General features: G+C 63.8%; 29 protein-coding genes and 2 tRNA genes. 18 read left to right on the plus strand and 13 right to left on the minus strand.

Features of this window, described 5'->3' with window-relative positions; all coding sequences use genetic code 11:
- Nucleotide 1 precedes the first annotated feature (1 nt).
- The 4 genes from NO932_RS00460 to NO932_RS00475 form a co-directional block, all read right to left on the minus strand.
- On the minus strand, nucleotides 2-619 hold the full coding sequence (locus NO932_RS00460) for a ribonuclease H-like domain-containing protein (RefSeq protein ID WP_309209075.1): 618 nt from the start codon (nucleotides 617-619) through the stop codon (nucleotides 2-4).
- A gap of 104 nt (nucleotides 620-723) precedes the next feature.
- A complete protein-coding gene (locus tag NO932_RS00465) occupies nucleotides 724-1695 on the minus strand; it encodes an iron-siderophore ABC transporter substrate-binding protein (RefSeq protein ID WP_309209076.1) in 972 nt (323 codons plus the stop codon).
- A 145-nt stretch (nucleotides 1696-1840) separates the two neighbouring features.
- Nucleotides 1841-1927, minus strand: a tRNA-Leu gene (locus NO932_RS00470).
- Nucleotides 1928-2001: 74 nt separating this feature from the next.
- Nucleotides 2002-2370 carry a GFA family protein gene (locus tag NO932_RS00475; protein WP_309209077.1) on the minus strand — a complete coding sequence of 123 codons (369 nt, stop codon included), beginning with the start codon at nucleotides 2368-2370 and terminating at the stop codon, nucleotides 2002-2004.
- Nucleotides 2371-2536: 166 nt separating this feature from the next.
- Here NO932_RS00475 and NO932_RS00480 point away from each other — a divergent pair, with 166 nt between their 5' ends.
- The 12 genes from NO932_RS00480 (at nucleotide 2537) to NO932_RS00535 (ending at nucleotide 14472) form a co-directional block, all read left to right on the plus strand.
- Nucleotides 2537-3517: a complex I NDUFA9 subunit family protein gene (locus NO932_RS00480; protein ID WP_309209078.1), complete on the plus strand. Its 981-nt coding sequence runs from the start codon at nucleotides 2537-2539 to the stop codon at nucleotides 3515-3517.
- Nucleotides 3518-3732: 215 nt separating this feature from the next.
- On the plus strand, nucleotides 3733-4413 hold the full coding sequence (locus tag NO932_RS00485) for a glutathione S-transferase family protein (protein WP_309209079.1): 681 nt from the start codon (nucleotides 3733-3735) through the stop codon (nucleotides 4411-4413).
- A complete protein-coding gene (queG, locus tag NO932_RS00490; RefSeq protein ID WP_309209080.1) occupies nucleotides 4410-5528 on the plus strand; it encodes a tRNA epoxyqueuosine(34) reductase QueG in 1119 nt (372 codons plus the stop codon). The genes NO932_RS00485 and queG overlap by 4 nt, the downstream gene beginning before the upstream one ends.
- Nucleotides 5516-6394: an SDR family oxidoreductase gene (locus NO932_RS00495; protein WP_309209081.1), complete on the plus strand. Its 879-nt coding sequence runs from the start codon at nucleotides 5516-5518 to the stop codon at nucleotides 6392-6394. The genes queG and NO932_RS00495 overlap by 13 nt, the downstream gene beginning before the upstream one ends.
- 282 nt (nucleotides 6395-6676) lie before the next feature.
- Nucleotides 6677-7051: a 30S ribosome-binding factor RbfA gene (gene rbfA / locus NO932_RS00500; RefSeq protein WP_309209082.1), complete on the plus strand. Its 375-nt coding sequence runs from the start codon at nucleotides 6677-6679 to the stop codon at nucleotides 7049-7051.
- Nucleotides 7052-7066: 15 nt separating this feature from the next.
- On the plus strand, nucleotides 7067-7978 hold the full coding sequence (gene truB, locus NO932_RS00505) for a tRNA pseudouridine(55) synthase TruB (RefSeq protein ID WP_309209083.1): 912 nt from the start codon (nucleotides 7067-7069) through the stop codon (nucleotides 7976-7978).
- A 77-nt stretch (nucleotides 7979-8055) separates the two neighbouring features.
- Nucleotides 8056-9792: a sensor histidine kinase gene (locus NO932_RS00510; protein WP_309209084.1), complete on the plus strand. Its 1737-nt coding sequence runs from the start codon at nucleotides 8056-8058 to the stop codon at nucleotides 9790-9792.
- A 167-nt stretch (nucleotides 9793-9959) separates the two neighbouring features.
- Nucleotides 9960-10229, plus strand: coding sequence for a 30S ribosomal protein S15 (gene rpsO / locus NO932_RS00515; RefSeq protein WP_309209085.1), 270 nt, complete (start codon nucleotides 9960-9962; stop codon nucleotides 10227-10229).
- A gap of 288 nt (nucleotides 10230-10517) precedes the next feature.
- Nucleotides 10518-12656: a polyribonucleotide nucleotidyltransferase gene (gene pnp / locus NO932_RS00520; RefSeq protein ID WP_309209086.1), complete on the plus strand. Its 2139-nt coding sequence runs from the start codon at nucleotides 10518-10520 to the stop codon at nucleotides 12654-12656.
- Between the two features lie 159 nt (nucleotides 12657-12815).
- On the plus strand, nucleotides 12816-13241 hold the full coding sequence (locus NO932_RS00525) for a YciI family protein (RefSeq protein ID WP_309209087.1): 426 nt from the start codon (nucleotides 12816-12818) through the stop codon (nucleotides 13239-13241).
- 3 nt (nucleotides 13242-13244) lie between these two features.
- A complete protein-coding gene (locus tag NO932_RS00530) occupies nucleotides 13245-14036 on the plus strand; it encodes an alpha/beta fold hydrolase (RefSeq protein WP_309209088.1) in 792 nt (263 codons plus the stop codon).
- A 13-nt stretch (nucleotides 14037-14049) separates the two neighbouring features.
- Entirely contained in the window at nucleotides 14050-14472 is a 423-nt protein-coding gene (locus NO932_RS00535; protein WP_309209089.1) for a GFA family protein, read from the plus strand.
- Here NO932_RS00535 and NO932_RS00540 read toward each other — a convergent pair.
- Both NO932_RS00540 and NO932_RS00545 read right to left on the minus strand, forming a co-directional pair.
- Entirely contained in the window at nucleotides 14469-14669 is a 201-nt protein-coding gene (locus tag NO932_RS00540; RefSeq protein WP_309209090.1) for a YdeI/OmpD-associated family protein, read from the minus strand. The genes NO932_RS00535 and NO932_RS00540 overlap by 4 nt on opposite strands.
- Before the next feature lie 9 nt (nucleotides 14670-14678).
- The gene (locus NO932_RS00545; protein ID WP_309209091.1) at nucleotides 14679-15686 is read right to left on the minus strand and encodes a D-glycerate dehydrogenase; all 1008 of its coding nucleotides are present in this window, start codon (nucleotides 15684-15686) and stop codon (nucleotides 14679-14681) included.
- Between the two features lie 155 nt (nucleotides 15687-15841).
- Between NO932_RS00545 and NO932_RS00550 the strand changes: the two genes are divergently transcribed.
- Nucleotides 15842-16393, plus strand: a complete 552-nt coding sequence (locus NO932_RS00550) for an SH3 domain-containing protein (RefSeq protein ID WP_309209092.1) — start codon at nucleotides 15842-15844, stop codon at nucleotides 16391-16393.
- Nucleotides 16394-16411: 18 nt separating this feature from the next.
- Here the strand turns inward: NO932_RS00550 and irrA are convergent, their stop codons facing one another.
- Nucleotides 16412-16861 (minus strand): iron response transcriptional regulator IrrA, encoded by a 450-nt coding sequence (irrA, locus tag NO932_RS00555; protein WP_309209093.1) that lies wholly within the window; start codon nucleotides 16859-16861, stop codon nucleotides 16412-16414.
- Between the two features lie 271 nt (nucleotides 16862-17132).
- Between irrA and hpf the strand changes: the two genes are divergently transcribed.
- On the plus strand, nucleotides 17133-17705 hold the full coding sequence (gene hpf, locus NO932_RS00560) for a ribosome hibernation-promoting factor, HPF/YfiA family (RefSeq protein WP_309163347.1): 573 nt from the start codon (nucleotides 17133-17135) through the stop codon (nucleotides 17703-17705).
- 159 nt (nucleotides 17706-17864) lie between these two features.
- Nucleotides 17865-18332, plus strand: coding sequence for a PTS IIA-like nitrogen regulatory protein PtsN (gene ptsN, locus NO932_RS00565; RefSeq protein ID WP_309209094.1), 468 nt, complete (start codon nucleotides 17865-17867; stop codon nucleotides 18330-18332).
- Nucleotides 18333-18561: 229 nt separating this feature from the next.
- Here the strand turns inward: ptsN and NO932_RS00570 are convergent, their stop codons facing one another.
- Entirely contained in the window at nucleotides 18562-18864 is a 303-nt protein-coding gene (locus NO932_RS00570; protein WP_309163345.1) for a DUF1150 family protein, read from the minus strand.
- Nucleotides 18865-18877: 13 nt separating this feature from the next.
- Nucleotides 18878-19300, minus strand: coding sequence for an Hsp20 family protein (locus NO932_RS00575; protein ID WP_309163343.1), 423 nt, complete (start codon nucleotides 19298-19300; stop codon nucleotides 18878-18880).
- A 118-nt stretch (nucleotides 19301-19418) separates the two neighbouring features.
- On the opposite strand from NO932_RS00575, the gene NO932_RS00580 reads away from it, so the two are divergent.
- Nucleotides 19419-20276: a glycosyltransferase gene (locus tag NO932_RS00580; RefSeq protein ID WP_309209095.1), complete on the plus strand. Its 858-nt coding sequence runs from the start codon at nucleotides 19419-19421 to the stop codon at nucleotides 20274-20276.
- 4 nt (nucleotides 20277-20280) lie between these two features.
- Here NO932_RS00580 and NO932_RS00585 read toward each other — a convergent pair whose 3' ends face one another.
- Nucleotides 20281-21273: an NAD(P)H-binding protein gene (locus NO932_RS00585; protein WP_309209096.1), complete on the minus strand. Its 993-nt coding sequence runs from the start codon at nucleotides 21271-21273 to the stop codon at nucleotides 20281-20283.
- A 216-nt stretch (nucleotides 21274-21489) separates the two neighbouring features.
- Between NO932_RS00585 and NO932_RS00590 the strand changes: the two genes are divergently transcribed.
- Both NO932_RS00590 and NO932_RS00595 read left to right on the plus strand, forming a co-directional pair.
- Nucleotides 21490-21894 carry a pilus assembly protein gene (locus NO932_RS00590; protein ID WP_309209097.1) on the plus strand — a complete coding sequence of 135 codons (405 nt, stop codon included), beginning with the start codon at nucleotides 21490-21492 and terminating at the stop codon, nucleotides 21892-21894.
- Nucleotides 21895-21896: 2 nt separating this feature from the next.
- Nucleotides 21897-23552 (plus strand): TadG family pilus assembly protein, encoded by a 1656-nt coding sequence (locus tag NO932_RS00595; protein ID WP_309209098.1) that lies wholly within the window; start codon nucleotides 21897-21899, stop codon nucleotides 23550-23552.
- On the opposite strand, the gene NO932_RS00600 is transcribed toward NO932_RS00595, so the two are convergent.
- The 3 genes from NO932_RS00600 to NO932_RS00610 form a co-directional block, all read right to left on the minus strand.
- Nucleotides 23553-24155, minus strand: coding sequence for a YdeI/OmpD-associated family protein (locus tag NO932_RS00600; RefSeq protein ID WP_309209099.1), 603 nt, complete (start codon nucleotides 24153-24155; stop codon nucleotides 23553-23555). It abuts the gene before it with no gap.
- A gap of 159 nt (nucleotides 24156-24314) precedes the next feature.
- Nucleotides 24315-24390 (minus strand) — tRNA-Ala (locus tag NO932_RS00605).
- 321 nt (nucleotides 24391-24711) lie between these two features.
- Complete coding sequence (locus NO932_RS00610) at nucleotides 24712-25140, minus strand: TIGR02300 family protein (protein WP_309163334.1); 429 nt, start codon at nucleotides 25138-25140, stop codon at nucleotides 24712-24714.
- Between the last annotated feature and the right edge of the window lie 134 nt (nucleotides 25141-25274).

Here is a 25274-nt window from a genome sequence, read left to right on the forward strand (position 1 = left end):
TTCAGCTATGGGCGAAGATGTCGGTCTCGGCCCATCCGGCGAGGTCGAGCCTGGCGCGCATGGGCAGGAAATCAAAGCACGCCCGCGCCATTTCGTTGCGGCCCTCGCGCGAAAGCATGCGGTCGAGGTGCCGGCGCAGATCGTGGAGATAGAGAACGTCAGAAGCGGCATAGTCGAGCTGGGCCTGGGTCAGCGTCTCGGCGCCCCAGTCCGACGACTGCTGCTGCTTGCTCATGTCGATGTTCAAAAGCTCGCGCGCCAGGTCCTTGAGCCCGTGCCGGTCGGTATAGGTGCGCACCAGTTTCGAGGCGATCTTGGTGCAATAGACCGGCGCCGGCATCACCCCGAATGCCGCATAGAGCGCGGCGATGTCGAAGCGGGCGAAATGGAAAAGCTTGGTGACCGATTCATCGCCGAGCAGGGTCGCGATGTTGGGCGCCTCGGTCTGTCCGGGCAGGATCTGGACCACATCGGCGGTACCGTCGCCAGGCGAGAGCTGGACGACGCACAACCGGTCACGCGCCGGGTTGAGCCCCATCGTTTCGGTGTCGATGGCGACCTGACGCCCGGTGTAGCGGGAAAGGTCGGGCAGATCGCCCTTGTGCAGTCTGACGCTCATGTCGGTTTTTTGAACTCCGGGTGGGCACGTTTGTTTGCCTTAGTGCCACACCCGGCAATGTCTTGCCTAGAGCGCTTTGTGCTCCGAGCCGTTTCGCGTCCGTCCTAATGGGCGTTTTCGGCCGCCTCGGCGATGGGGCCGATAAACGCGTCCCACCCCCAGCGCAGCGAAAGCGGTGAAATCGCGCCGCCCACCGCCATGGTCACCGCCTCATCGTCGATGACGGCCACCCGGCCTTCGGCGACCTGGGGCGCGCTGGCGATATAGGGCAGGGCGAAGAACGCCTCGGCGGCCTCGGGCGAATCGAGGAACGCCACGAGGATATCGGCATCAAGGTCGGCGAAATTCTCATGGCTCACGAAATAGGTGTAGCCATTGGCATCGGCCGCCTCGCGCGCCACCGACACCAGTCCCGCATCGGTCAAAAGCAGTGAGCGCGGATCGGCGCTGGTGCGCACCGAAACCGTTCCGTCGTCGCGGTTGACGAAATTGAGCACCGTCTTGCCGGCAATCTGGGGGTGGTTTTCGGCCGTTGCGGCGATCATCGCTTCGGTTTCGGCAATGAGCGCCTGGGCTTCGGTTTCCAGCCCCAGCGCCTGCCCGATCACCGCAACGGTATCCTGCCAGGCGCCGCGCCAGGCCTGGGTTTTGAACGGGATCACGTCGGCGAACTGGCTGAGAGCCGTATATTCTTCCTCGGTCATCCCCGAATAGGGCGCAAGGATCACGTCGGGCTCGAGCGCCAGCATGGCTTCGAGGGAAACCTCCCCCGCTGCCTCGCCCAGTATCGGCGGCAATTCGGCCCCCAGTTCCTCGAGCGCCTCCCGCGTCCAGGGCGAAACGCCCTCGGCATCCCCGCCATAGCTCACCCTGGGCAGCCCCACCGGCACCACGCCCAGATCGAGCACCACGTCATGGGCCACCCATCCCCAGGTCAAAACCCGTTGGGGCTGGGCCTCGATGGTGGTCTGCCCATAGGCATGGTCAATGGTGAGCGGAAACTCCTGGGCGAGAGCGGCAGGGCCGCCGGTGGCAACCAGGCAAGCGGCCACAAGGCCGGAGCGCAGATCGATCATGTCAAACCCGAACAATGCTGAAACGATAACGGGCTTGTAGATAATGTGATCGCTTCTGTCACCTTAATCCGGCAACAAAGCCGCGCGAAAAATCGCGCATCGTAGGTCAGGCAATCGGGGAACAGCGGCACTGAGCCGAAAGGATTGGTGCCCAGAAGAAGACTCGAACTTCCACTCCCTTTCGGGAACTAGCACCTGAAGCTAGCGCGTCTACCAATTCCGCCATCTGGGCAACGGGGGCACGCTTTAGAGCGCGCCAAACCCTTTGTCAATGCACTCCGTCACCGCAGCTTCACAAAGCGGCTGTCAAAAATCGGCGCCATTGAACCGGGTGATCGCGCCGGGGTCATAGACGGGATTGTCCAAGCAATTGACGTTGACGACATGCAACGCCCGCCCATCCCTGTCCGTCCCCGAAGCAAAGGGCTGGATGCCGCAGACCGTGCAGAACTGATGCGCGATGGTGTGGGAGTTGAAGCGGAAGGTCTTGAGCGCTTCGCCGCCGCTTTCAAGCACGAAATCGCTGTCGGGAACCGAATGCATCACCGCGTTCAATCGCCGGCAGCGCGAGCAATTGCATTGGAAGGGTGCTTCGAGCCGCGTTCTTGCCGTGAACGTGACGGCCCCGCACTGGCAGCTTCCCTGATAAGTCGGGGTTTCGGCGTCCGGGCTCATATCCATATCCTTCCTTATGCGAATAGAACAAACAAAGAACATGGTGCCGGCGGAGTCAAGCGGATTCTCTGCCTCGGCACGCCGATCGCCCGCCATGGCGCAAACCGATTGCAAAGCGGCGGCTCGCAAGGCTAGAACGGATCGACTTTCACAGGGATCTTGAGCGATGGTCGAACAGGGAAGAAAGCTCGTTACGATTTTTGGCGGATCGGGGTTCATCGGCACTCAGCTCACCCAGGATCTGGCGCGGCGCGGTTATGCGGTGCGAGTGGCGGTGCGCCGCCCCGACCTGGCCGGCCATGTGCGCATGTTCGGCTTTCCCGGTCAGGTCCAGCCCATCCAGGCCAATCTGCGCTTCCCCGATTCGGTTGCCGCCGCCGTGCGCGGCGCCGATATCGTGATCAACCTTGTGGGCATCCTGTTCGAAAAGGGCGCCCAGCGCTTTTCCGCCGTCCAGGTCCAGGGCGCAAAGACGGTGGCCGAACTCTCCCGCGCAGCCGGGGTCAAGACCCTGATCCACATGTCGGCGCTCGGCGCCGCAACCGATTCCCCCTCCGCCTATCAACGTGCCAAGGCGCGCGGCGAGGCGGAGGTCTTCAAAGCCTTTCCCCAGGCCATCGTCATCCGCCCCTCGCTGGTGTTTGGCCAGGGCGATGGATTCTTCAACCTTTTCGGCTTTCTCGCCCGCACCTTTCCGGTGATGCCGCTGATCGGCCGCAACACATCCATCCAGCCGGTCTATGTCGGCGATGTGGCCGAAGCAATCGCCCGGGCCGCCGATGGCATGGTCAGGACCGGCAAGGTCTATGAGCTTGGCGGGGCCGAGATCCTCACCATGGAACAGGTGATCGAGCGCGTGCTCGAGGAAACCCAGCGCAAGCGCCTGGTGCTGCCTTTGGCCAGCGGCATCGCCAAGCCGCTTGCCGGGCTGATGGCGCTGTTGCCCAAGCCGCTTCTGACCCCCGACCAGGTCGTCCAGCTCGGCATCGACAATGTGGTTTCCGAAAAGGCGCGGCGGGAAAAGCGCACGCTGGAGGCTTTCGGCCTTAACCCCACCACCCTCGATGCGGTGCTGCCCAGCTATATGTGGCGCTTCCGCCGCAATGGCGAATTCGACCGTCACGCCAACCCGCTGGTTAACGGCTAAGTTAACCGCTCGTTGACCCAATGGGATCAATTGCGCGCAAACCGTGGGCTGCGGGCACAAAAAGACCTTGATTGACGGCCATTTTGCGCCGTCATTAAAGTTCGTGAAATCTGTTGAGGTCACGCGCGGCGGCACCGCCTTGCCAGGCCGGAGCCTTCGGTCGGAGAGGAGCCTTGTCCCTCTTCGGCGCCGCGCAGCAATTAAACGATCGGTCCATGCCCCAGCTTCTCCACCATAAGCTCGATCCCGCTTCGCGTCTCATCCGCCTGATGTTTGCCGAATATGGCGTGGAGGTCGAACTGGTCGAGGTGGCACCCTGGCGGCGCGATCCCGACTTCCTCGAGATCAATCCGGCCGCTTCCGTGCCGGTAATGCTCGACGAACCCTTCCCGCCCGTGGTGGGGGTTTTGGCCGGCATCGCCCATATCGAAGCCAATTTCGGCCCCGAGCAGCATATCGAAGCCCTGCTGCCGGAAAACGCAACCGAAAAGGTCGAGGTCTGGCGCCTGCTTGAATGGGTGCTGCTAAAGCTCGGCCCCGAGGTCACCGCCTATCTTTTGGAAGAAAAGCTGATTAAACGCGACCTGCGCTCGGGCGCGCCCGAGCCTTCGGTCATCAGGATCGCCAAGGCCAATCTGTCCGAGCATCTGGCCTATTTCTCCTGGGTGCTCGCCACCCGCCGCTGGCTGGCCGGCGACACATTGACCCTTGCCGATTTCGCGCTCGCCGCCCATATCTCGGTTCTCGATTATATGGGCGATATCGCCTGGGAAAAGGCCGGTGAAATCAAGGACTGGTACGCTCGCATCAAGTCCCGCCCCGCCTTCCGGCCGCTTTTGGCCGACAGGATCGTGGGCATGCCGGCCGCGTCAACTTACGCGGATCTCGATTTTTGAGCGCTGAGCGCGAAAACATCGTCACCGAACTGCGCGAGCGTGCCCTGGCCTTGGGTTTTTCCAGCTTCGGGGTCACGCGCCCCGATTCGCGCCCCGATCTGGCGCAAAAGCTGCGCGGCGCGCTCGACCAGGGCTGGCACGCCGGCATGGACTGGATGGAAGAGACAGGGGATCGCCGCAAATCCCCCGCCTCTCTCTGGCCCGAGGTCAGATCGATCATTATGCTGGGCACCAATTACGGCCCGGCCGAAAATCCGCTTCCTCGTCTTGCCGAACCCGGTCTTGCCAACGTTTCCGTCTATGCCCAGGGCCGGGACTACCATGAGGTGATCAAGGGGCGCTTGAAGGAACTGGCCGGACTTCTGGCCCGCCGCACCGGGGCCGAGGTCAAGGTGTTCGTCGATACCGCCCCGGTCATGGAAAAGCCCCTAGCCGAAGCGGCTGGGCTGGGCTGGCAGGGCAAGCACTCGGTGCTGGTCTCGCGCGAGGCCGGATCCTGGCTGTTCCTGGGCGCGATCTTCACCACTGCCGATCTGCCTGCCGACCTGCCGCACCCGGAAAGCTGCGGCACCTGTACCCGCTGCCTGGACGTCTGCCCCACCGACGCGTTCCCCGCCCCCTTCCGGCTCGATGCGCGAAAGTGCCTGGCCTATTATTCGGTGGAGCACAAAGGCCAGATCCCGCTCGAATTCCGCAAGCCCATGGGCAATCGCGTCTTTGGGTGCGATGATTGCCTTGCCGTCTGCCCCTGGAACAAATTCGCCCGCCAGAGCCATGACGACAAGCTTGCCGCCCGCGAGACGGTCAAGAGCGCACCGCTGGCCGACATGCTGGCGCTCGACGATGCCGCGTTCCGCGCCTTTTTCGCCCAGACCCCGGTCAAGCGCCTGGGCTCGGCGCGGTTCTTGCGCAATTGCCTCGTCGCCGCCGGAAATTCCGGCGATGCCGCCTATCTCCTGGCCGTCAACCGTCTTCTCGGCCACCCCAGTCCTTTGGTGCGGGGCATGGCCGTTTGGGCGCTGCGCCAATTGGCCGGGGAAGAGGCCGAGGCGCGGCGCGCCGATCTTATTGCCACCGAACAAGACCCGGACGTCAAAGCCGAATGGATCAACTGAACCTTTTCATTTTCGGAGCCGGCTATTCGGCCCGCGCCACCGTCGATGCCTTGCGCGCGGGCGGAGAACTCGAAATCTCGGCCACCACGAGGGACTTGCAAAAGGCGCAGGACCTTAGCGGCTCGGGCATCACCCCGCATCTGTTCGAAGGCACCGAGCCCTCCGAGACGGTGGGCGCGGCGCTCGCCCGCGCCACCCATCTTCTGGTCTCGATCGCTCCGGGCGCCAATGGCGATCCGGCGCTTCTCCACCATGCCCGCGATATTGTCGCCGCCCCGCATCTGCGCTGGATCGGCTATTATTCCACCATCGGCGTCTATGGCGACGCGCAGGGCGCCTGGATCGATGAATCCGCGCCCACCGAGCCGCTCTCGGCGCGCAACCGCTACCGGCTCGACGCCGAAACGGCCTGGCGCGATGTTGCCGCGCAAAAGGGCGTACCGCTCGCCATCCTGCGCCTCGCCGGCATCTACGGGCCTGACCGCTCGGCATTCGATAAGCTGCGCAACGGCACCGCCCGCCGGATCGTCAAGCCCGATCAGGTGTTCAACCGCATCCATGTCCACGATATCGGCGCCATCACAGCCGCTGCCGCGCGCGCCCGGCTGTCGGGCATTTTCAACCTCGCCGATGACGAGCCCGCCCCGCCCCAGGACGTGATCGCCCACGCCGCCGAACTCATGGGCGCCGAACCGCCCCCCGCGATCGCCTTCGAGGACGCCGATCTCTCGCCCATGGCCAAAACCTTCTACACCGGCAACCGCCGCGTCTCGAACGCCAAGATCAAATCCGCGCTCGGCTACACCTTCCGCTACCCCACCTATCGCGAGGGCCATGCGGCGATCCGCGCTTCGGAAAACAGCTAGGCCAAAGTGTCGCGCAAGCTCAGAGCCCCCCTCATCCGACCGCTTCGCGGCCACCTTCTCCCACCAGGGGAGAAGGGGAGCTAAAGGCAGCGTTTCGGCAAGAGCTCTGGCGATGCCCAAAGAGTCCCCCTCTCCCCTGATGGGAGAGGGGCCGGGGGGAAGGGGGGCACTGAGCTTGCCGAAAGCGCCGAACTCTCGCTTCTTCCGATTGACGAACCGCCCCGCACCCCCTATTTCCCCGCAATGGTCAAAAAGGCATCAACATCGGCACCCTCCCAGCGCATGCTTCGCGTCGGCGAACGCGTGCGTCATGAGATTTCCGCACTTCTCGCGCGCGGCGAGATTATCGATCCGCTGCTCGAAACCGTGACCGTCACGGTCCCCGAAGTGCGCATGACGCCCGATCTCAAACTCGCCAATGTCTATGTCATGCCGCTGGGCGGCGAGAACGCAGAGGACGTTGTCGAGGCGCTCAATGCGCACGCCAAATTCATCCGCGGACGCGTGACCCCGGCGCTCGATCTCAAATACGCGCCTCAGTTCCGCTTTTTCGTCGACCAGACCTTCGACGAATATGGCCGCATCGACGCGCTGCTGCGTTCCGATCGCGTGCAGCGCGACCTCGCGCCCCGCGACGACGAAGACGACAAAGAATAGACCAGGACGGCTGACGTGAGCGAAGCTCCCAAAAAGCGCGTCAAGCGCAACCTTTCCCGCTGGCTTGTGTTCAACAAGCCCTACGACATGAGCTCCACCGAGGCGGTGGGCAAGCTCCGCTGGCTGTATGGGGCCAAAAAGGCCGGCCATGCGGGGACGCTCGATCCCCTGGCCACCGGCATTCTCCCCATCGCGTTCGGCGAAGCCACCAAGACCGTCCCCGCCGTCCAGGACGGGGTCAAGGTCTATCATTTCGACATCGCCTGGGGGGCGGCCACCACCACCGACGATATCGAGGGCGAGGTGATCGCCACCTCCGATGTCCGCCCCACCGGCGAAGCGCTTGCCGCGCTGCTTCCGCGCTTTACCGGCATCATCACGCAGGTCCCGCCCGCTTTTTCCGCCATCAAGATCGGCGGCGAGCGCGCCTATGATCTGGCCCGCGCCGGGGAAAAGCTCGATATGCCGCCCCGCGAGGTGGAGATCGACGCCCTCGAAGTCCTGTTCCATGGGCACGATCGCTCGCGCCTTTCGGTCACCTGCTCGAAAGGCACCTATGTGCGCGCCCTTGCCCGCGACATCGCTGAAGCCCTGGGCACCAAGGGCCATGTCGGTGCCCTCCATCGCGCCCAGGTCGGGGCTTTCACCGATGCCGACGCGGTAACGCTCGAAGCTGTCGAAACGGCGGACCAGGCCGGCCGGGATGACCTTCTGCTCCCCGTCGCTGCCGGGCTCACCGGCCTCCCCGAAGTCCGGCTCGACGCCCGCCAGGCCGCCACGGTGCGCCTGGGCAATCCTGTGCTGCTCACCGGCCGCGAGGCTCCGATCGCCCTCGATGACGCCTGGGCAAGCCTCAAGGGAGAGGCGGTAGCCCTTGGTGTTGTCGAAGCCGGCCAGTTCAAGCCGCGCCGGGTGATCCTGGGCTGACGGCGCGTCGGCGCTCTTTACCCACCCCATCCGATTGGCTAAAGGTTTGAGTGTCCACAGGGTTCGGCCACTCGACGATGTCTCAGTCCGCGCTAGAGAACGACACCGACAAGGCCGTATCGGAGCCTGGGCAGGCGCCTATCCGTCCGCCCCGTTCGGTCCCCATCATTTTCTATCTCGCCTTTCTGGTGGTGGTGATCGTCCTGCCGGCCACGGCTTTCACTGCCGTGCTCCTTGCCCGCCACAACGTGGCCCAGGAGGAAACCGTCGAAACCTTCACCGTCGCCACCACGCGCTCGGTGGTGCAGGCGGTCGAAAGGGAGATCTCGGGCATGATCACCACCCAAAGGGTGCTGATGAGCATCGAGGCCCTTTCCGATGGCGATCTGGCGCAATTTCACGAGCATGCGCGCACTGCGCTTTCGGGCACCGGATCGTTCTTCATTCTGGCCGATGAGAATTTCAATCAGCTCCTCAACACGCGTGTCGAATTCGGCACGCCCCTGGGCCCGATCTCCGAGATCGAGACCGCCCGCCGCGCGCTGGAAACGCCCGACGCCGTGGTTTCCAACGTCTTTTACGGCCAGACGGCGGAAAACTACGTTTTCAACGTTGTCCGCCAGAGGCCGGAGATCACCCCGCCTCAGCTCGCCATCCTGACCCAGGATGCCGCCTCGCTCACCAATGCGCTGTTGACGCGGGAATTGCCCCAGGGCTGGCATGTGGCCCTTGTCGATTCCAATAACACCGTTCTTGTAGCCTCCCAGGATTCCGCCCGCATGGGCGAGCCGTTCTTCATTCCCTTGAGCGAAAACTCCGGATCGGGAACCGGCTGGCGCGATATTTCCATTGCCGGCGAGGATTACCGGGCGATCACCCAATATTCGATCCTCACGGGCTGGTATGTGGTGGCCTGGGCGCCCACCTCGGTGGTCACCGAACCCCTGCGCACGACGCTGCTGTGGCTGCTGCTCGGTGCCATTCTGATCGTGGGGCTGGCGGCGGCCGCCGCCGCCGTCGTCGCGCGGCAGATCGCATCCTCGGTGCGCGGCCTCGCCCGGCAGGCCCGCGCCATGGGCGCCGGCGAGGAGATCGGCCCGATCCCCTATCCCGTCCACGAACTCGCCGTCGTCTCCCAGGCCCTGGCGGACGCCAGCGACAGGCGCCGCCAGGCCGAAACCGAGGCGCGGTTCCTGATGCGCGAGGTGGCGCACCGTTCCAAGAACCAATTGACTGTCATCGCCGCCATGGCCAAGCAGACGGCGCGCGGCGCCGACAGCGTGGAAAAATTCGTCGAAAGCTTCAACAATCGCCTCTATGGGCTCGCCCGCTCCACAGATCTGCTGCTGGCTCACGGCACCCAGGGCATCGGCCTGCGTGATCTGTTCGGCACCCAGATCGATCCCTTCCGCCCCGAGGACTCCAGCCGGGTGACCAAAACCGGGGTCAACGTCTATCTCAACGTCCAGGCCGCCCAGGTCCTGGGCATGGCGGCGCACGAATTGGCCACCAACGCCGCCAAGTATGGCGCCTTCTCGCGCGAGGGCGGCAAGCTCACCATCAACTGGAACAGGGCGGGCGGGGGCCGGCTGCATCTTGTCTGGCGCGAAACCGTGCCCGATTTCACCCCGCCCCCCGAACGCAAGGGATTTGGCTCGGTGGTGCTCGAAACCATGGTCGCGAGCGCGCTCAAGGCCGATGTCGAGCGCATCGTTCATCCCGACGGCATCGAATGGGTGTTCTCCATCCCCCTCGATCAGATCGACCCCGATCGCGACGCCCCCACGCCCGACGAGCTCAAACCCGAGCGTTGAGGCGGCCACCCGGCACACGGCAAATGAGAAAAAACTTCTCATTTGCCCCCCGATACCCTATATGACCGCCATCGGAGCGGTTCCCGCTCTGGATTTAAAACGGCCATTCCTGGACGGCATCCCGGTTTTGGCGTCACTCAACTCCTTATATTTGAAAGGATTTTTCGATGTCGATCACTGCTGAGCGCAAAGCTGAACTCATTGCGGAATACGCGACCAAGGCCGGCGACACCGGTTCTCCGGAAGTCCAGGTCGCCATCCTCACCGAGCGCATCAACAACCTGACCGAGCACTTCAAGTCCCACAGCAAGGACAACCACTCCCGCCGTGGACTTTTGAAGCTCGTTTCGACCCGCCGTTCGCTTCTCGACTATGTCAAGCGCGGCGACCAAGCGCGGTACCAGAGCCTGATCGAACGGCTCGGCATCCGCCGCTAGGCCAAGTCTGGTGCGGGGTCGGCCGTAAGGCCGGCCCCGTGTCGTATCGTCCATCGGCAATGGGGCCGGTGGGCAAACAACTGCCGGAAGCGCCCTTAACTCAAGGGGCGGGGCATGGCAGGATCGCCGGAGGCTTCGGACTGACGCAGTCCAGGCGGAGCCTCTCGCCATCTTGTCCATGTTCCGAAAAAGTCCTGAGGGCTGCCTCTGGCGCCATTTGCGGAGTGCCGCATCGATGCTGCTTTCACTGAGCGCGTCGAGGCCGCTCCGCATAAAAAGGAACGTTCTATGACAATCAATTTCGACCACCACAAAGTCGAACTCGACTGGGGCGGTCAGCCCCTGACGCTGGAAACCGGCAAGGTCGCCCGCCAGGCTGACGGCGCCGTCGTCGCCACCCTTGGCGAAACCGTGGTTCTGGCCACCGTCGTTTCGGCCAAGGAGCCCAAGGCCGGCATCGATTTCTTCCCGCTGACCGTCAACTATCAGGAAAAGTATTTTGCCGCCGGCAAGATCCCCGGTGGTTACTTCAAGCGCGAAGGCCGCCCGACCGAGGCCGAAACCCTCATCTCGCGCCTGATCGACCGCCCGATCCGTCCCTTGTTCCCCTATGGCTACAAGAACGAGACCCAGGTGATCGTGACCGTGCTCCAGCACGACATGGAAAACGAGCCCGACGTGCTCGCCATGGTCGCCGCTTCCGCCGCGCTCACCATTTCGGGCGTCCCCTTCATGGGCCCGATCGGCGCGGCCCGCGTCGGCTATATCGATGGCGAATACGTTCTCAACACGCCCATCGACAAGAAGTCCGATTCCAAGCTCGACCTCGTCATGGCAGGCACCGCCGACGCCGTCCTGATGGTTGAATCCGAAGCCCAGGAACTTTCCGAAGAGGTGATGCTGGGCGCCGTGATGTTCGGCCACAAGGAGAGCCAGAAGGTGATCGACGCGATCATCAAGCTCGCCGAACTGGCCGCCAAGGAACCGCGCGAATTCGAACCCGAAGATCAGTCCGCTCTCGAAGCCGAGATGCTCTCGGTGATCGAGGCCGATCTGCGCGAAGCCTATAAGAACACCGACAAGCAGACCCGCTACGCCGCCGTCGATGCCGCCAAGGCCAAGGTCAAGGCGCATTTCATCCTCGAGGAGGGGGAAGCCAAATACACCCCCGAGCAGGTCGGCGCCGTGTTCAAGTCGCTCCAGGCCAAGGTGGTGCGCTGGAATATCCTCGACACCAAGACCCGCATCGACGGGCGCGATCTCGAAACGGTGCGCCCCATCGTCGCCGAAGTCGGCGTCCTGCCCCGCACCCACGGTTCGGCGCTCTTTACGCGCGGGGAAACCCAGGCGCTGGTGGTTGCCACGCTCGGCACGGCCGATGACGAGCAGTTCATCGATTCCCTCGAGGGCACCTATAAGCAGAACTTCCTGCTGCACTACAACTTCCCGCCCTATTCGGTCGGTGAAGCCGGCCGCATGGGCTCCCCCGGCCGCCGCGAGATCGGCCACGGCAAGCTCGCTTGGCGCGCCATCAACCCGATCCGTCCCTCGGCCGAGGAATTCCCCTATACCCTGCGCGTGGTTTCCGAGATCACTGAATCCAACGGTTCGTCCTCCATGGCGACCGTCTGCGGCACCTCGCTGGCGCTGATGGATGCGGGCGTTCCCATGAAGAAGGCCGTTGCCGGCATCGCCATGGGGCTGATCCTGGAAGGTGACAAGTTCGCCGTGCTGTCCGACATCCTGGGTGACGAAGATCACCTCGGCGACATGGACTTCAAGGTGGCCGGTACGACCGATGGCGTCACCTCGCTCCAGATGGACATCAAGATTGCCGGCATCACCGAGGAGATCATGAAGATCGCCCTCGGCCAGGCCAAGAACGGCCGCACCCACATCCTGGGCGAAATGGCCAAGGCCATCGACACGGCCCGTTCGGAAGTGGGCGAATTCGCTCCGCGCATCGAGACCATCAAGATCCCGACCGACAAGATCCGCGAAGTGATCGGCACCGGCGGCAAGGTGATCCGCGAGATCGTCGAAAAGACCGGCGCCAAGATCAACATCGAGGACGACGGCACGGTGAAAGTGTCCTCCTCGGATGGCAAGCAGATCGATGCGGCCATCAAGTGGATCAAGTCGATCACCGACGAGCCCGAAGTGGGCGAGATCTACCAGGGCACCGTGGTCAAGACCGCCGATTTCGGCGCGTTCGTCAATTTCTTCGGCTCGCGCGACGGCCTCGTGCACATCTCCCAGCTTGCCGACCAGCGCGTGGGCAAGACCACCGATGTGGTCAAGGAAGGCGACAAGGTCTGGGTCAAGCTCCTGGGCTTTGACGAGCGTGGCAAGGTGCGCCTGTCCATGAAGGTCGTCGACCAGGAGACGGGCAAGGAACGCGCCAAGGAAGAAGAAGACGCCGAGTAATCGCGCGGCTTCTCTAATCTGGAATGCATCGGCCCGGCGCCCCGAAAGGAGCGCCGGGTTTTTTGTTTTCTCGCCCTTGTGATTTTTTCGTGTTCTGCTGTCGGATCGCCGAGACCGGGCACGTCCTATGGACGTGCATGACCGACAAGGGAGAGAAAAATGCGCTTCATGGTGATGATCAAGGCGTCCGCCGAGAGCGAGGCCGACGTCGCGCCCGAGGAAGGCCTGCTCTTGAAGATGGGCCGCTACAATGAGGAATTGATCAAGGCCGGCATCATGGTCGACGGCGCCGGGCTGATGTCGAGCGCCAAGGGGGCCAGGGTGCAGGTCATCGACGGCAAACCGCTGGTCACCGATGGCCCGTTCGCCGAGATCAAGGAAGTGATCGCCGGCTTCTGGATATGGGAATGCGCCTCGCTCCAGGAGGCCATCGACTGGGTCGCCAAATGCCCCATCGCCCACGGTCAGGACCGTTTCGAGATTCGCCAGATGCATGAGCTCGAAGATTTCGGCGCCGAGGGTGATGAAGGCTACGATCTGCACAAAAAGCTCGACGCCCAGCTTGCCGCCCGGAAGGGAGCTTGAACCATGCCCATCGTCACGTCCGCCGACGGAACCAGGATCGGCTATGAAACGCACGGCACCGGCCCGCTGGTGATCTGCGTTGCCGGCGCCACGCAGTATCGCGCCGTCGATCAGGACACACCCAGGCTCGCAAATCTTCTGGCCGACCGCTTCACCGTGCTCATTTATGATCGCCGCGGCCGGGGCGAAAGCGGCAATACCGAGCCTTATGCTCCCATGCGCGAGATCGAGGATATCGAGGCCTTGATCGACGCTCAGGGTGGTACTGCCATGCTTTACGGCATGAGCTCGGGCGCCGTTCTCGCGCTCGAAGCCGCCGCGGCCCTGCCCCAAAAGGTGACCCGCGTCATCTGTTACGAGCCACCCATCAACGGAGCGCAATCGCGCGATGAGGCCTTCGCCGAGCTCGCCGAAATGGAGGCGTTCAAATCCAATGGAGATGGCGCCGGGGCCATGGAAGCCTTCATGCGCTCGGTGGGAGCGTCCGACGATGACGTCGCGGGGTTCAAGGCCAGCCCGGCCTGGGCCGGCTTTGCGGCGGTGGGCACCACCATTGCCCATGATTATCGCGTCATGGCCGAAGCCACCAAGGGTGACATGAAGACCCGCTGGCGCGGCATCGCCCAGCCGGTTCTGGTGGTCAATGGCGACAAGAGCTTTGCTTTCATGGAAGCGGGAGCCGATGCCGCCGCTGCCGCGTTGCCGAACGCCACGCGGAAAACCCTGCAGGGTCAGGGCCACGACCCCGCCGCCGAGATCATCGCGCCGGTGCTGGCCGAGTTCTTCGCCCTCTGATCGGAGCAGCGTGATGGAAAGGATCTATACGGGGAGCTGCCATTGCGGCTCCATCCACTTCACCGCCCCCATCGATCTCGATGAGGGGATCCGCAAATGCAACTGCACATATTGCTTCAAGACCGGCTATCGCAAGGCGTTCGCCTATGGGGATTCGGTTGCGGTGACGCAAGGGGAGGAGCATATCGGCCACTATGCCGCCGAGCCCTCCTCATGGCCTGCTGGGCATATCGACCATATGTTCTGCACAAGCTGCGGCACGCAGCTCTTTTCCCGCGGCTATCTCGAATTCGCGCCCTTCAATGGCTGGTTCCACGCCGTCAACGTTTCGACGCTCGATGCTACGCCCGAAGAGCTCGATGCCGCCCCGATCATCTATGAGGACGGGCTGCATGACAGGCAGGATCAGGCGCCGGCGCTCGTGGGATACCTTTAAAGCGCCAACAGCGCCGCGATCGCCTTTTCGATCCGGCGCTGGCGTGTCTCCTCGGTCGTGGCCGCCTCGATATCGAGCACATGGTGGCGTTTGAGGCCATGGGGCAGCGCGGCGAACCGCTTCCTGGCTTCAGGATGCGCCTCCAGCGCCGCGGCAAAATCCTCCGGCAGCTTCAGTTCGGCGTCGAATTGGGCCATTCCAGCCTCCTAAATCGGCGATCGCCCGTCGGGCAAAACCCGATGTGGTGGGGTATGTCCGTCCAGAAACGTGCGAATGTTGACGATCACCGTCTCCCCCATCTCGATCCGCGATTCCAGCGTCGCCGAGCCCATATGCGGGGTCAAGATCACCTTGTTGGCCCGCGCCAGCTCCACCAGCTTGGGATTGGCGCCCTTCTTGTGCTCGAAAACGTCGAGCGCGGCGCCGGAAAGATGTCCGCTCGCCACGAGGTCGGCCAGCGCGTCCTCGTCGACAAGCTCGGGGCGCGAAATGTTGACCACGAACGCCCCGTCGCGCAGGCGGCCCAGCCGGTCGGCGGAAAGGATGTTGAAGGTGTCGCGATTGTGGGGCGTGTGCAGCGAGATGATGTCGACATGCTCCACCATCTCGTCGATCGAATCCCACCAGGTCGCCCCCAGCGCCTCCTCGATCTGCGGTGGCTTGCGCGTGCGTCCGCAATAGTGGATGGCCAGCCCGAAGGCCCGCGCCCGCCGCGCGACGGCGGTGCCGATCCGCCCCAGCCCCACGATCCCGAGCGCCTTGCCGCCCAGCCGCCGCCCCAGCATCCAGGTGGGCGACCATCCCGGCCAGGTGCCGTCGTTCAAAAGCACCTGCGCCCCCTCGGTCAGCCGGCGCGGCACCGAAAGCATCAGCGCCATGGCCATGTCCGCTGTGTCCTCGGTCAGCACCGAAGGCGTGTTGGTGACGGTGATCCCGGCCGCATGGGCAGCCTCGATATTGACGTTGTCGAACCCGTTGCCGAACTGGGCGATGAGTTTGACCGATGCGGGGAGCTGGGCGATCAGGCCTGAATCGATTCGATCGGTGATCGAGGAAACCAGAACCTCGGCGTCATGGAGCGCGGTCAGCAGCGCCGGCGCGTCGAGCGGGACGTCGCTTTGGTTGAAGCTCACGTCGAATAGTGCCGCCATGCGGGCCTCGACGGCTTCGGGCAGGCGTCGCGAAACGACGATTTTGGCCCGGTCCCGGGTCACACCTTCACCATTTTTGCGCCCTACCCGAAGTGCCGTTTATCGGTTTTCAGCGACCATTAAGTTCGCTCCGGTACTGTTAGGGAAAAAGCGCCGTGCTGCAAAGCCTTCCCAAGTTCTGCCCCGGCGCACCGGTATCGTTTTTGATGAGTTATCCCTTGCGTTTTCTTGCACCCCTTTGTGCCCTGCTTGTGCTTTTCGCCAGCCCCGGAACCATAGCCCCCGCTCAGGCGCAGGCCACCCAGGTCGGCCGGTCCAGCGGCCTGCCGGTGCCGCGCTTCGTCTCCATCCGCAACGCCCCGGTCAATGTCCGGGTCGGCCCGGGCACCAATTACGATATCGCTTTCACGTTCGTGCGGCCGGGCGTGCCCGTCGAAATCACCGCCGAGTTCGATACCTGGCGCCGCATCCGCGATGTGGAAGGCGATGAGGGCTGGGTGCATCAGAACCTTGTGGTGGGCGATCGCACCGCGCTGGTCGCGCCCTGGCAGGCGGAGGGCTCGATTGCGTTGCGCGTCGGGCCCCAGCAGGACGCGGCGGTCCGCGCCTGGCTCGCGCCCTCCATGCTGGTCGCCGTCCATTCCTGCGATGCGAGCGCCTGCGAAATCCGGCTCAGCCACACGGGTGCCGATGGGCGTGCCACGACCTATCAGGGCTTTGTCGCCCAGGAGACGCTCTGGGGCGTCTATGCCGGAGAAGTCTTCGACTGAGCGAGTCGGCGGACGCCCCTAGCCGTTCCGGCCCACCTTCTTGACCCGCACGATCACGTCCACATGGGTCACCGCCATGCCCTCGGGGGCATCGGGAATCCCGGCAATGCGGATGGAATCGGAAGGGATGTCCTCGATCCGCTGCTCGTCTTCGATAAAGAAGTGGTGGTGATCGGTGGTGTCGGTGTCGAAATAGCTGCGTGAGGCATCGACGGAGATTTCGCGCAACAGCCCGGCCTGGCGGAACTGGTGCAGCGAATTGTAGATGGTGGCCAGCGATACCGAAACGCCCGCCGTTTCGGCTTCCGAATGGAGCTGTTCGGCATTGACGTGCCGGTGGGGGCCGGAAAACAGGAGTTCGGCCAGCGCCAGACGCTGGCGGGTGGGCCGCAGCCCGGCCATGCGCAGCACGGCCATGAGGCACGGGCCGCGTGAGGGATGCGCCTCGGCCCGGATCGGTGCAGTCATCGGCTTGTTTTCGCCTTTTGGTTTAAGTTCTTGGCCCGGACTATACCGGTCAAGGGCCCCGGAAACAAGCAGCGCTCCGGGCGGGAAATTTTGCGTGCCGGGGCGGAACGCCGGGCTTGCTCTCATGGTTATCCACCGGGTGGGTCAAAATCCCCGATGCGATTTCTCTTGCGATTGCCAAGGGCCCGCGATGGGGTCTAGACTCGCCCTGCCCGGCACCGTTGGGCCCAAGTCCCTTGCCGGGCATACGCAACCAGACCAGGAGGCCATCATGAGCTTGCGTGTATCTGGCAAAAACATGGACGTCGGCGATGCATTGAGGGGCACGGCAACCGAACGCTTCGACGCCGTGGTCGGCAAGTATTTCGATGGTGGATATGACGGCCATCTGACCCTCGAGCCGGAGGGAATCGGCTACCGCGCCGATTGCATGATCCATCTCGATACCGGCATCGTGCTGCAGGCTTCCGCCTCGGCCAATGATGCCACGGCCGCCTATGAAGATATGGCGACCCATATCGAAAAGCGCCTGCGGCGCTACAAGCGCAAGCTCAAGAATCACCGGCGCCTGGTCAATGGAAGCGGCGATGGCGGCTATGCCGCCTATGTGTTGGCGGCGCCTAGCGACGATATCGAACTCGACGAGGATTTCGCGCCGCCCGTCATTGCCGAGACCACGCAGAACCTTCGCACCATGAGCGTGGGCGAAGCTGTGATGGAACTCGATCTCGCCCAATCCGACGTAATTGTGTTCCGCCATGCTGGACACGGCGGCATGAATGTGGTTTACCGCCGGCCCGACGGGAACATCGGATGGATTGATCCGGCCCTGTCAGAGACATGACGCGCGATGAAGCGGTTCGAGGCGACAATTGTTGCCATGGAGCGCGACGAACAATGAAAACGCCCCCAACCTCTTGTAAAGGACAATTGGTCATGGTGCGGGCGCAGCACGGATTGCACGGCCGTCATAGACGCGAAAACAACTCCAAAGGTTTGTTAAATGGAACTTGCTGACATTCTGTCGCAGGACTCTATCATCGCCTGCGCTAAGGTCGCGAGCAAACGCCAGCTTCTCCAGCTTTTGGCCGATCGCGCTGCCGAACTCACCGGGCTGGACGCCCAGTTGGTCTTCGAAACGCTCCAGAATCGCGAGCAACTCGGCTCGACCGGGCTGGGCAATGGCATCGCCATCCCGCACGGCAAGATCAAGGGCCTGCCTCACGTCACGGCGCTGTTCGTGCGGCTCGCCCAGCCCATCGATTTCGATGCGGTGGACGATCAGCCGGTGGACCTCGTGGTGATGCTGCTCGCGCCCGAGGGCTCGGGCGCCGATCATTTGAAGGCCCTGAGCCGCGTGGCGCGCCTGCTGCGTGCCGATGGCGTGGTGGAAAAGCTGCGCACCACCAAGGAAATCGACAAGCTTCGCGATATCCTCACAACCCCGCTCGAAGCCACCCACGCCGCTTGAGAATAAAAAAGGCCGCCAATTGGCGGCCTTTTGCATTACATCTTCGGAAGCTTGGTGAGACGTCGCGGATTGTCGGGTCAAGCCCGACAATGACGAGGAGGGTATAGGACTAATCGCGCGCACGAACACTGCTGCCGGCCATCCCCGTCCTCGGGCTTGACCCGGGGACCCGCAAGGCTTCCGGGACCGAAGCGGGCGTTTGTGCCCGCCGCGACCGTCCTGCCCTTCACTAATGCAAAGTGGCCAGCCGCACCTCGTGGCCCTCGATCCAGTCCATGATCGCTTCACGTGAATCAGCGATAAGTACCGGAGCGCCATCGGCGCTCATCAGGAGTTCGAGCCTCTGATCGGCGGGAGCCATGGCCGCCTGGGGAATGAAGTCGACAAGATCGCCGGCATCCATCTGCTTCCAGAAAACGATGTCGCCCGCGCCCAGCGCGGCAAACTGCGCCGCCGTCAGCGCGCGCAAGGGTTCGGCCGAGACGCCGAGATGGGCGTCGGTGAACGCTGTTTTTTCAATCGGTTTGTTCATAACGCATACCTTTCTACTCGACCGACCTGATGTCGATACGGCGGGTCACCGGTTCGGTGACGGGCCGGTATACGGTGATAACGAGGAGGCCGTCTTTCAGTTCGGCACCCTCTATCCTCATGCCTTCGGCAAGCAGGAAGGTGCGCTGGAACTGCCTGGCGGCTATGCCGCGATGCAGGTATTGGCGCGCACCATCTTCGGTCTGCCGGCCCCGCACGATGAGCTGATTATCCTCCCCAATCACTTCCAGATCGTTACGAGCGAACCCGGCGACCGCAATGGCGATCCTGTAGGTCTCGTCCCCGTTCTCGGCGGTCACCCGCTCGATATTGTAGGGAGGATAGCCCTCGGAAGCGCGTTGCAGCCGGTCGAAACGCTCTTCAAACGTATCGAAGCCCAAAAGGAAGGGGGCGGAAAACAGCGATACCCGTGTCATCGGTCGTTCATGTCCTTGATACCCAAGCAACATATTGCGGCGTTGGCCCTCTCATAGGCGCCTTTCGCCGATTGCCTATGATATGGGTTTTGGGCCGAACCGTTCAAGGGAAGCGAGAGTGCCCAACGAGCCCGTATCGATCATCATGCCCGCCTATAGGGCGCAGGCGACCATCGCCCGCGCCGTGGCCGCCGCGCTCGCCCAGACCCATTCTCACTTCGAATTGATCATCATATCCGACGATGGCTGCGATTATGAGGCCGTTCTGGGCCGCGCCGGCATCGCCGATCCGCGCATTCGCCATCTCGAATCGGGGTTGATCGGCGGCGGTTCGCCCCCGGCCCGCAATATGGGGCTCGATGCGGCGCGCTATCCCATCGCCGCGGTTCTCGATGCCGATGACGCGTTTAAGACCGAAAAGCTGGCCATTATGGTCCCACTCGCCGCCCGGCACGGGCTGGCGTCCTGCGCGCTCGATGTGACGCTCCCCGACGGCACTCACCTGCGCCATATCGCCAGGGGCGAGGATGGGCTTCTGACCCCCGGGCAGTACAAATTCGTCAATTTTTCCATGGATTCGATGCTGGTCCATGACCGCCGCCGCGCCGATCCGCGCTACGATCCGTCCCTGCCCTGCATGACCGATCTCGATTTTCTCCTGAAGATCTTCGTCACGGTCCCGGCCTGTTTTCACGTCGGGACGCCGCTCCATGACTATGTGAAAATGCCCGTCTCGGTCTCCAACGGTCCCGGCGTCACCGAGCGCATGGTGGCCACCAAGCACGAGTTGCGCCGACGCCTCGCCGATGGCTTCTATCCCCTCGCCGACCCGGACGGCATGGCCGGCATCGACCGTTTCCTCGCCATCTCGCTCGACGCCGAGCAAAGCTATGCCCCGCGCCCCGGTGCCATTCCGCCCGATCTGTTCGAGGATCATCTCGAACCGCTGCTCATGGCCGCTGGGACGCGGGTCTGAAGCGTCAGGCGCTGAGCAACGCGGTTGCGCGCGGGTCGCTACGATCGATGCAGCCCATGGCAACCAGCGTGTCGCGCATGGCGGTATCGAGCGGGGTGCGCGGCTCCGCCCCCAGCAGCTCCACCAGGCGGCGGTTGTCGAGCCGCATGGGGTGGCTCCAGATCGCGGCAATATCGGCCGCTTCACGGGGAAAGCCGCCGAACGGGGAGAGCAGCCGCATCGCCCACCAGGGAAAGCGGCGAACCGGCAGTTCGCGCTCCACCACCCGCTCGATCGCTGCGATCATTCCCCGGCCATCGGCGTCGTAAAATCCCTCGAACTGGACCCGCTCGAAGGGCTCTAGCCTTTCGCGGCTCTCGAGCAGCAGCGCGAACGTCTCTGCAAGGTCGGGCAGATACGCCCAGCTATGCCCCGCCCCGCGCGCCACGTTGACGATGCGGCTGACCGGCTTGCCCGGCGCCACCATGGCCTGCCCGAACCAGTTCGAGCGCGCCTCGGGGCCGAAAAAATCGCCCGCCCTAAGGATCAGGCTCGGCACCTCCGGCGCCGCCCGCTCCAGCCGCGCCTCCATCTCGGCGCGGATCTTGCCCTTGTGGCTTTTGGGCCGTTGCGGGCTGTTCGCGGACAACAGCGGCGTCGTCGCCGGATCGAAATTGTAGACGGTCCCCGGCAACACCACGCGCGCCCCGCCCGCCGCCCTGGCAGCGGCGATGGTGTTGTCGATCATCGGCAGCACCACCTTGTCCCAATCGCGATAGCCCGGCGGGTTCACCGCATGAACGATGACCGAGACACCCTCGGCCGCCGCGACCACATCGCCGCGCACAGTGGCGTCGCCCTTGACCCAGCCGATTCCCGCCAGCCCTTTCGCTTGCGCTGCGGCAGGGTCGCGAACCATGCCGCGCACCGTCCATCCCTTGGCCACCAGCGCCTTGGCGATCGCTCCGCCCACGCCGCCCGTGGCGCCCAACACCAATGCCGTCCTTTGCCTGTCCATCGGTTCAACTCCTTGTCCGTGACGGTCAAAGGATGGGGTGGCAGCGCCTTAGAGAAAATTGCCAAAACTTTCCGCTTAGGTTGAAACTCTTTTACATGCCCTGCGGATTTCTACCCACGCTCCCATAAACTCCGCCGCACATCGCCGCATCCGATGATCGGGACCGAATTGGCGTGAGGGGGCGGACAAATGCCGCGGAAACGGCGCTGGAGATTTGTGAGTGATCTCCGTGGGGCATCGGCGGTCGAATTCGCCCTCATCGCGCCGGTGTTCCTGCTGCTGGTCTTCGGCGCCCTGGCCTATGGCATCTATTTCGGCGCCGCCCATGCTGTGCAACAACTGGCCGCCGATGCCGCCCGCGCTGCGGTGGCCGGGCTGACCGGCACCGAACGCACCGCTCTGGCCGAGGCTTTTGTCGCCAACAATGGCGGCGCCTATGTCCTTCTCGATCCCGACCGGCTCACCCTCGCCGCCGCCCCCAGCCCCCTCGACCCGGACCAGTTCCTGGTCAGCCTCTCCGATGACGCTTCCGCGCTCCCCATCTGGAACCTCTATCCCCCGCTTCCCCTGCCCGACAGCCGCATCGCCTTTTCCTCCACCATCCGCAATGGCGGGGTTTGACGATGCTGGTGCTCCTCCACCGTCTCGCCATCGACATCCGCGCCAATGTCGCCACCCTTTTCGCCGCCGTGGCCCCGATCCTCATCGGCGTTGCCGCCCTGGCGGTCGATGAGGCTTCCCTCCATCTCGAAAAGCGCCGCCTGCAATCGGCTGCCGATCTTGCCGCCATCCACGCCGCCGGCGATCCCGCCGACGCCGCCGAGCGCGTCGAGCGGGCGCTGCTCGACGCGGGGTACGATCCCCTGCCGCCAACCGTTCTCGTCCAGACCGACCATTACAGCCCCGATCCGAACCTGGGCCCCGCCGACCGGTTTGCCCCCGATACCGGCCCGGCCAACGCCGCCCGCGTCACCCTGCGCCACCCTGGCCGCGTCCATTTCGCTTCGATCTTCGGCTTTCAATCGCCTAGCCTGGGCGTCTCGGCCACAGCCAGTGCCACCCCTATGGCCGCCTGGTCCATCGGCTCGCGCCTCGCCAGCCTCAATGATGGTCTGCTCAACGCCATTCTGGGAGGACTCCTGGGCGGGGAAATCTCCCTCTCGCTCATGAACTACGACCAGATCATCGGCCTCGATGTGGGGCTGCTCGATTTCCTCGATGCCCTGGCCCTCGAACTGGGGCTGACGGCAGGCACTTATTCGGACCTGCTCGACACGCAAGTGAGCCTGGGCGATATCGGGGTCGCCCTCGCCTCGGCCGCCGGCAACAACGCCGTGCTGCTCGAACTGGCCAGCCTGATCGATGATTCCATTACGGTCGATATGGCCCGCCTCATCGTCGCCGACGGCCTGGCCAATCTCGCCCTCGGCACGTCCGCGGCCGTTAAGGCCAGTGTCGATGCGCTGGGCCTTTTGACCGCCGCCGCTTTGGTGGCGGATGGCGAGCGCCATGTCAGCCTCGATCTCGGCCTCAACGTCGCCGGCCTCACCGGCATCGATGTCGATCTGGTGATCGGGGAGCCGCCACACGGCGGCTGGTTCACCCTTTCGGGCGAGGGCGCCTATCTGCGCACGGCGCAAACCCGCCTGCGGCTCGATATTTCCCTGCTCGAGAACGATGCCGATCTGGGGCTGCTCTCGGTCGGGCTTCCGGTCTATGTCGAACTGGCCCCGGCCGAAGCCCATCTGGCCAGCCTCACCTGCCCGCCCGGCCGCCCCGATCTGGGCCGCGCCACCGTCGCCGCGCGCCCCGGCGTCCTGCGCCTCGCGGTGGGCCACACCGCCCAGTCGTCTTTTCTCGATACGCGCCGGCCATTGGCCATCGAAAAGACCACAATTCTCTCGCTCCTGGGCGGCCTGGTGCGCGTCACGGCTTATGCGGACGTCTCCATGTCCCAGACCAGCCCCGTTCCCCTCCATTTCACCGCCGCCGATGCCGTAGCGGGCAAGGTTTACACCGCCCGCACCACGACGCCGTTATCGGAGCTCACCACCTCGCTTCTTTCCGATCTCGAGCTCGATCTCGAAATCATCGGCATCAATCTCCTCGGCGGGCTGCTCTCGGGGCTCCTTGGTACCGTCTCGGCCCTCATCGCGCCGGTGATCGGCGTGCTCGATCACGTGCTGGTCGCCATCCTCGACGTTCTGGGCATCGGCATCGGCGAGGTCGATGTGGCGCTGCACGGCTTCGATTGCCGCAACGCCGCGCTGGTGCAATAGCTATTTGCCCTTCCCATTGGGGTGTAGCGTCTCGCCCCTGGCCAGCATGGCGACGAATTTCTCGATATTGCGCACCCGCGTCTCGGCCTTCTTGGCGTTGTTGATGCGAAACGCCAGCGCAAAGAGATTGGCCCTGTTGAGCGTCTTGTAGGTTTCGAGCGCCGCCGGGTCGGCCTCGACCGCGCGCACGAAATCCTCGGGCATGGTGAACTCGGCCCCCGAGGCATAGGCGGCCTCCCAGCGCCCATCGGCTTTTGCCGCTTGGATCTGGATGAGGCCGGGCTCGCGCATCAGCCCCTCTTCGATCAGATTTTCGGCATGCCGCGTGTTGATCCGGCTCCAGATCGATTTTTTGCGCCGCGGGGTAAAGCGCAAGACGAACGATACCTCGTCATGCTTTTTCTTGATCCCGTCGATCCACCCCCAGCACAGCCCCGCCCGCACCGCATCCTCGTAGGAAAGCGTGGGCAGGCCCGACGCCTTCTTGTAGAACTGCACCCACACCTCGTCCCACTCGGCCCCATGCTGGGCCAGCCAGTCGTAGAATGCCTTGAAATCGACGAACGGACGGATCTTTTCCGGATCGGGAATGACGGGCGGCATTGGCAACTCCTTAGAGATCGCCAGCCTACCCGCTGCGGCACCCGGTGCAAGCATCAGATATCGAGTGGACCACTTTGGGACGCGCGGAGCGGCCCGTGAGGCAAAGCAAACCATTCGCATCGCGAACGTCTGCCAGGAACACAATCATTGGAAAGCGAATGGTGGAGCCAAGCGGGATCGAACCGCTGACCTCCTGCATGCCATGCAGGCGCTCTCCCAGCTGAGCTATGGCCCCATCAGATCGGCGCCGCGCTTGGCGGCCCTGGGTGGTTCACGCGGCGTCCCCGTGCGAACGGGCGGAACCTAGTGAGAAGTGTTTTACGACGCAAGAGCAAAAATCATCCAGCGTCGCAAATTTTTCATGAGCCCCGAAAAACCGCCCGAGTCCTCCGGAAAATGCCCGTAAGAACGAGCCGCAGGCGCGGCCCGTGAGGCAGACCGGACGCAGGCGAGGACCCCGCGCGACGTTTCGCGCGCCCCGCCGGAGGGCCAGCGAAAGCCATAGGGCGGTTTAGCCCGTCATGGCTTTCGCGGTGCGGCCCGTGAGGCAGAAAAACTACCGCTCGTCCTCGTCCACCTCGACGTCGAAATCGATCTCGTCGTCTTCGTCGTCGGTTTCCAGGAACGTGTCGTCGTCGTCCCCGCCCAGCTCTTCGTCGACCTCGACATCCTCGACATCGGCGAGATCGTCGTCGCCATTGTCCTCGTCGCTGTCTTCGGCATCGTCGAGCGAGATGACTTCGGCGCCCGCCTCTTCGGCGGCCACGTCCACATCGGCTTGTTCGATTTCGTCCTCGTCCTCGTCTTCGTCCTTGCGCGATTTGGCGCCGAACTTGACGGCGGCCTTTTCCTGGGCCGCTTCAAAAAAGCTCAAGGGATAGGACTTGCCGGTATAAGGCGAGACCACGGGATCCTTGTTGAGGTCATAGAATTTCTTGCCCGTCACCGGGCATGTCCGCTTGGTACCGCGTTCGTCACTGGCCAAGGCAATTCCCCATTTTGTCAGATGCTGTAGGGTTAAGTCTGGTGCGCCCGCTTGGGCGGACGCCACGTCATATCTGGCGCAAGGCCCTGTCATGAAAAGGGCGGCTCCATTCGGATCGACCGGTTAGCGTGAAA

The organism is Pelagibacterium sp. 26DY04 (genome assembly GCF_031202305.1).
Classification (GTDB): domain Bacteria; phylum Pseudomonadota; class Alphaproteobacteria; order Rhizobiales; family Devosiaceae; genus Pelagibacterium.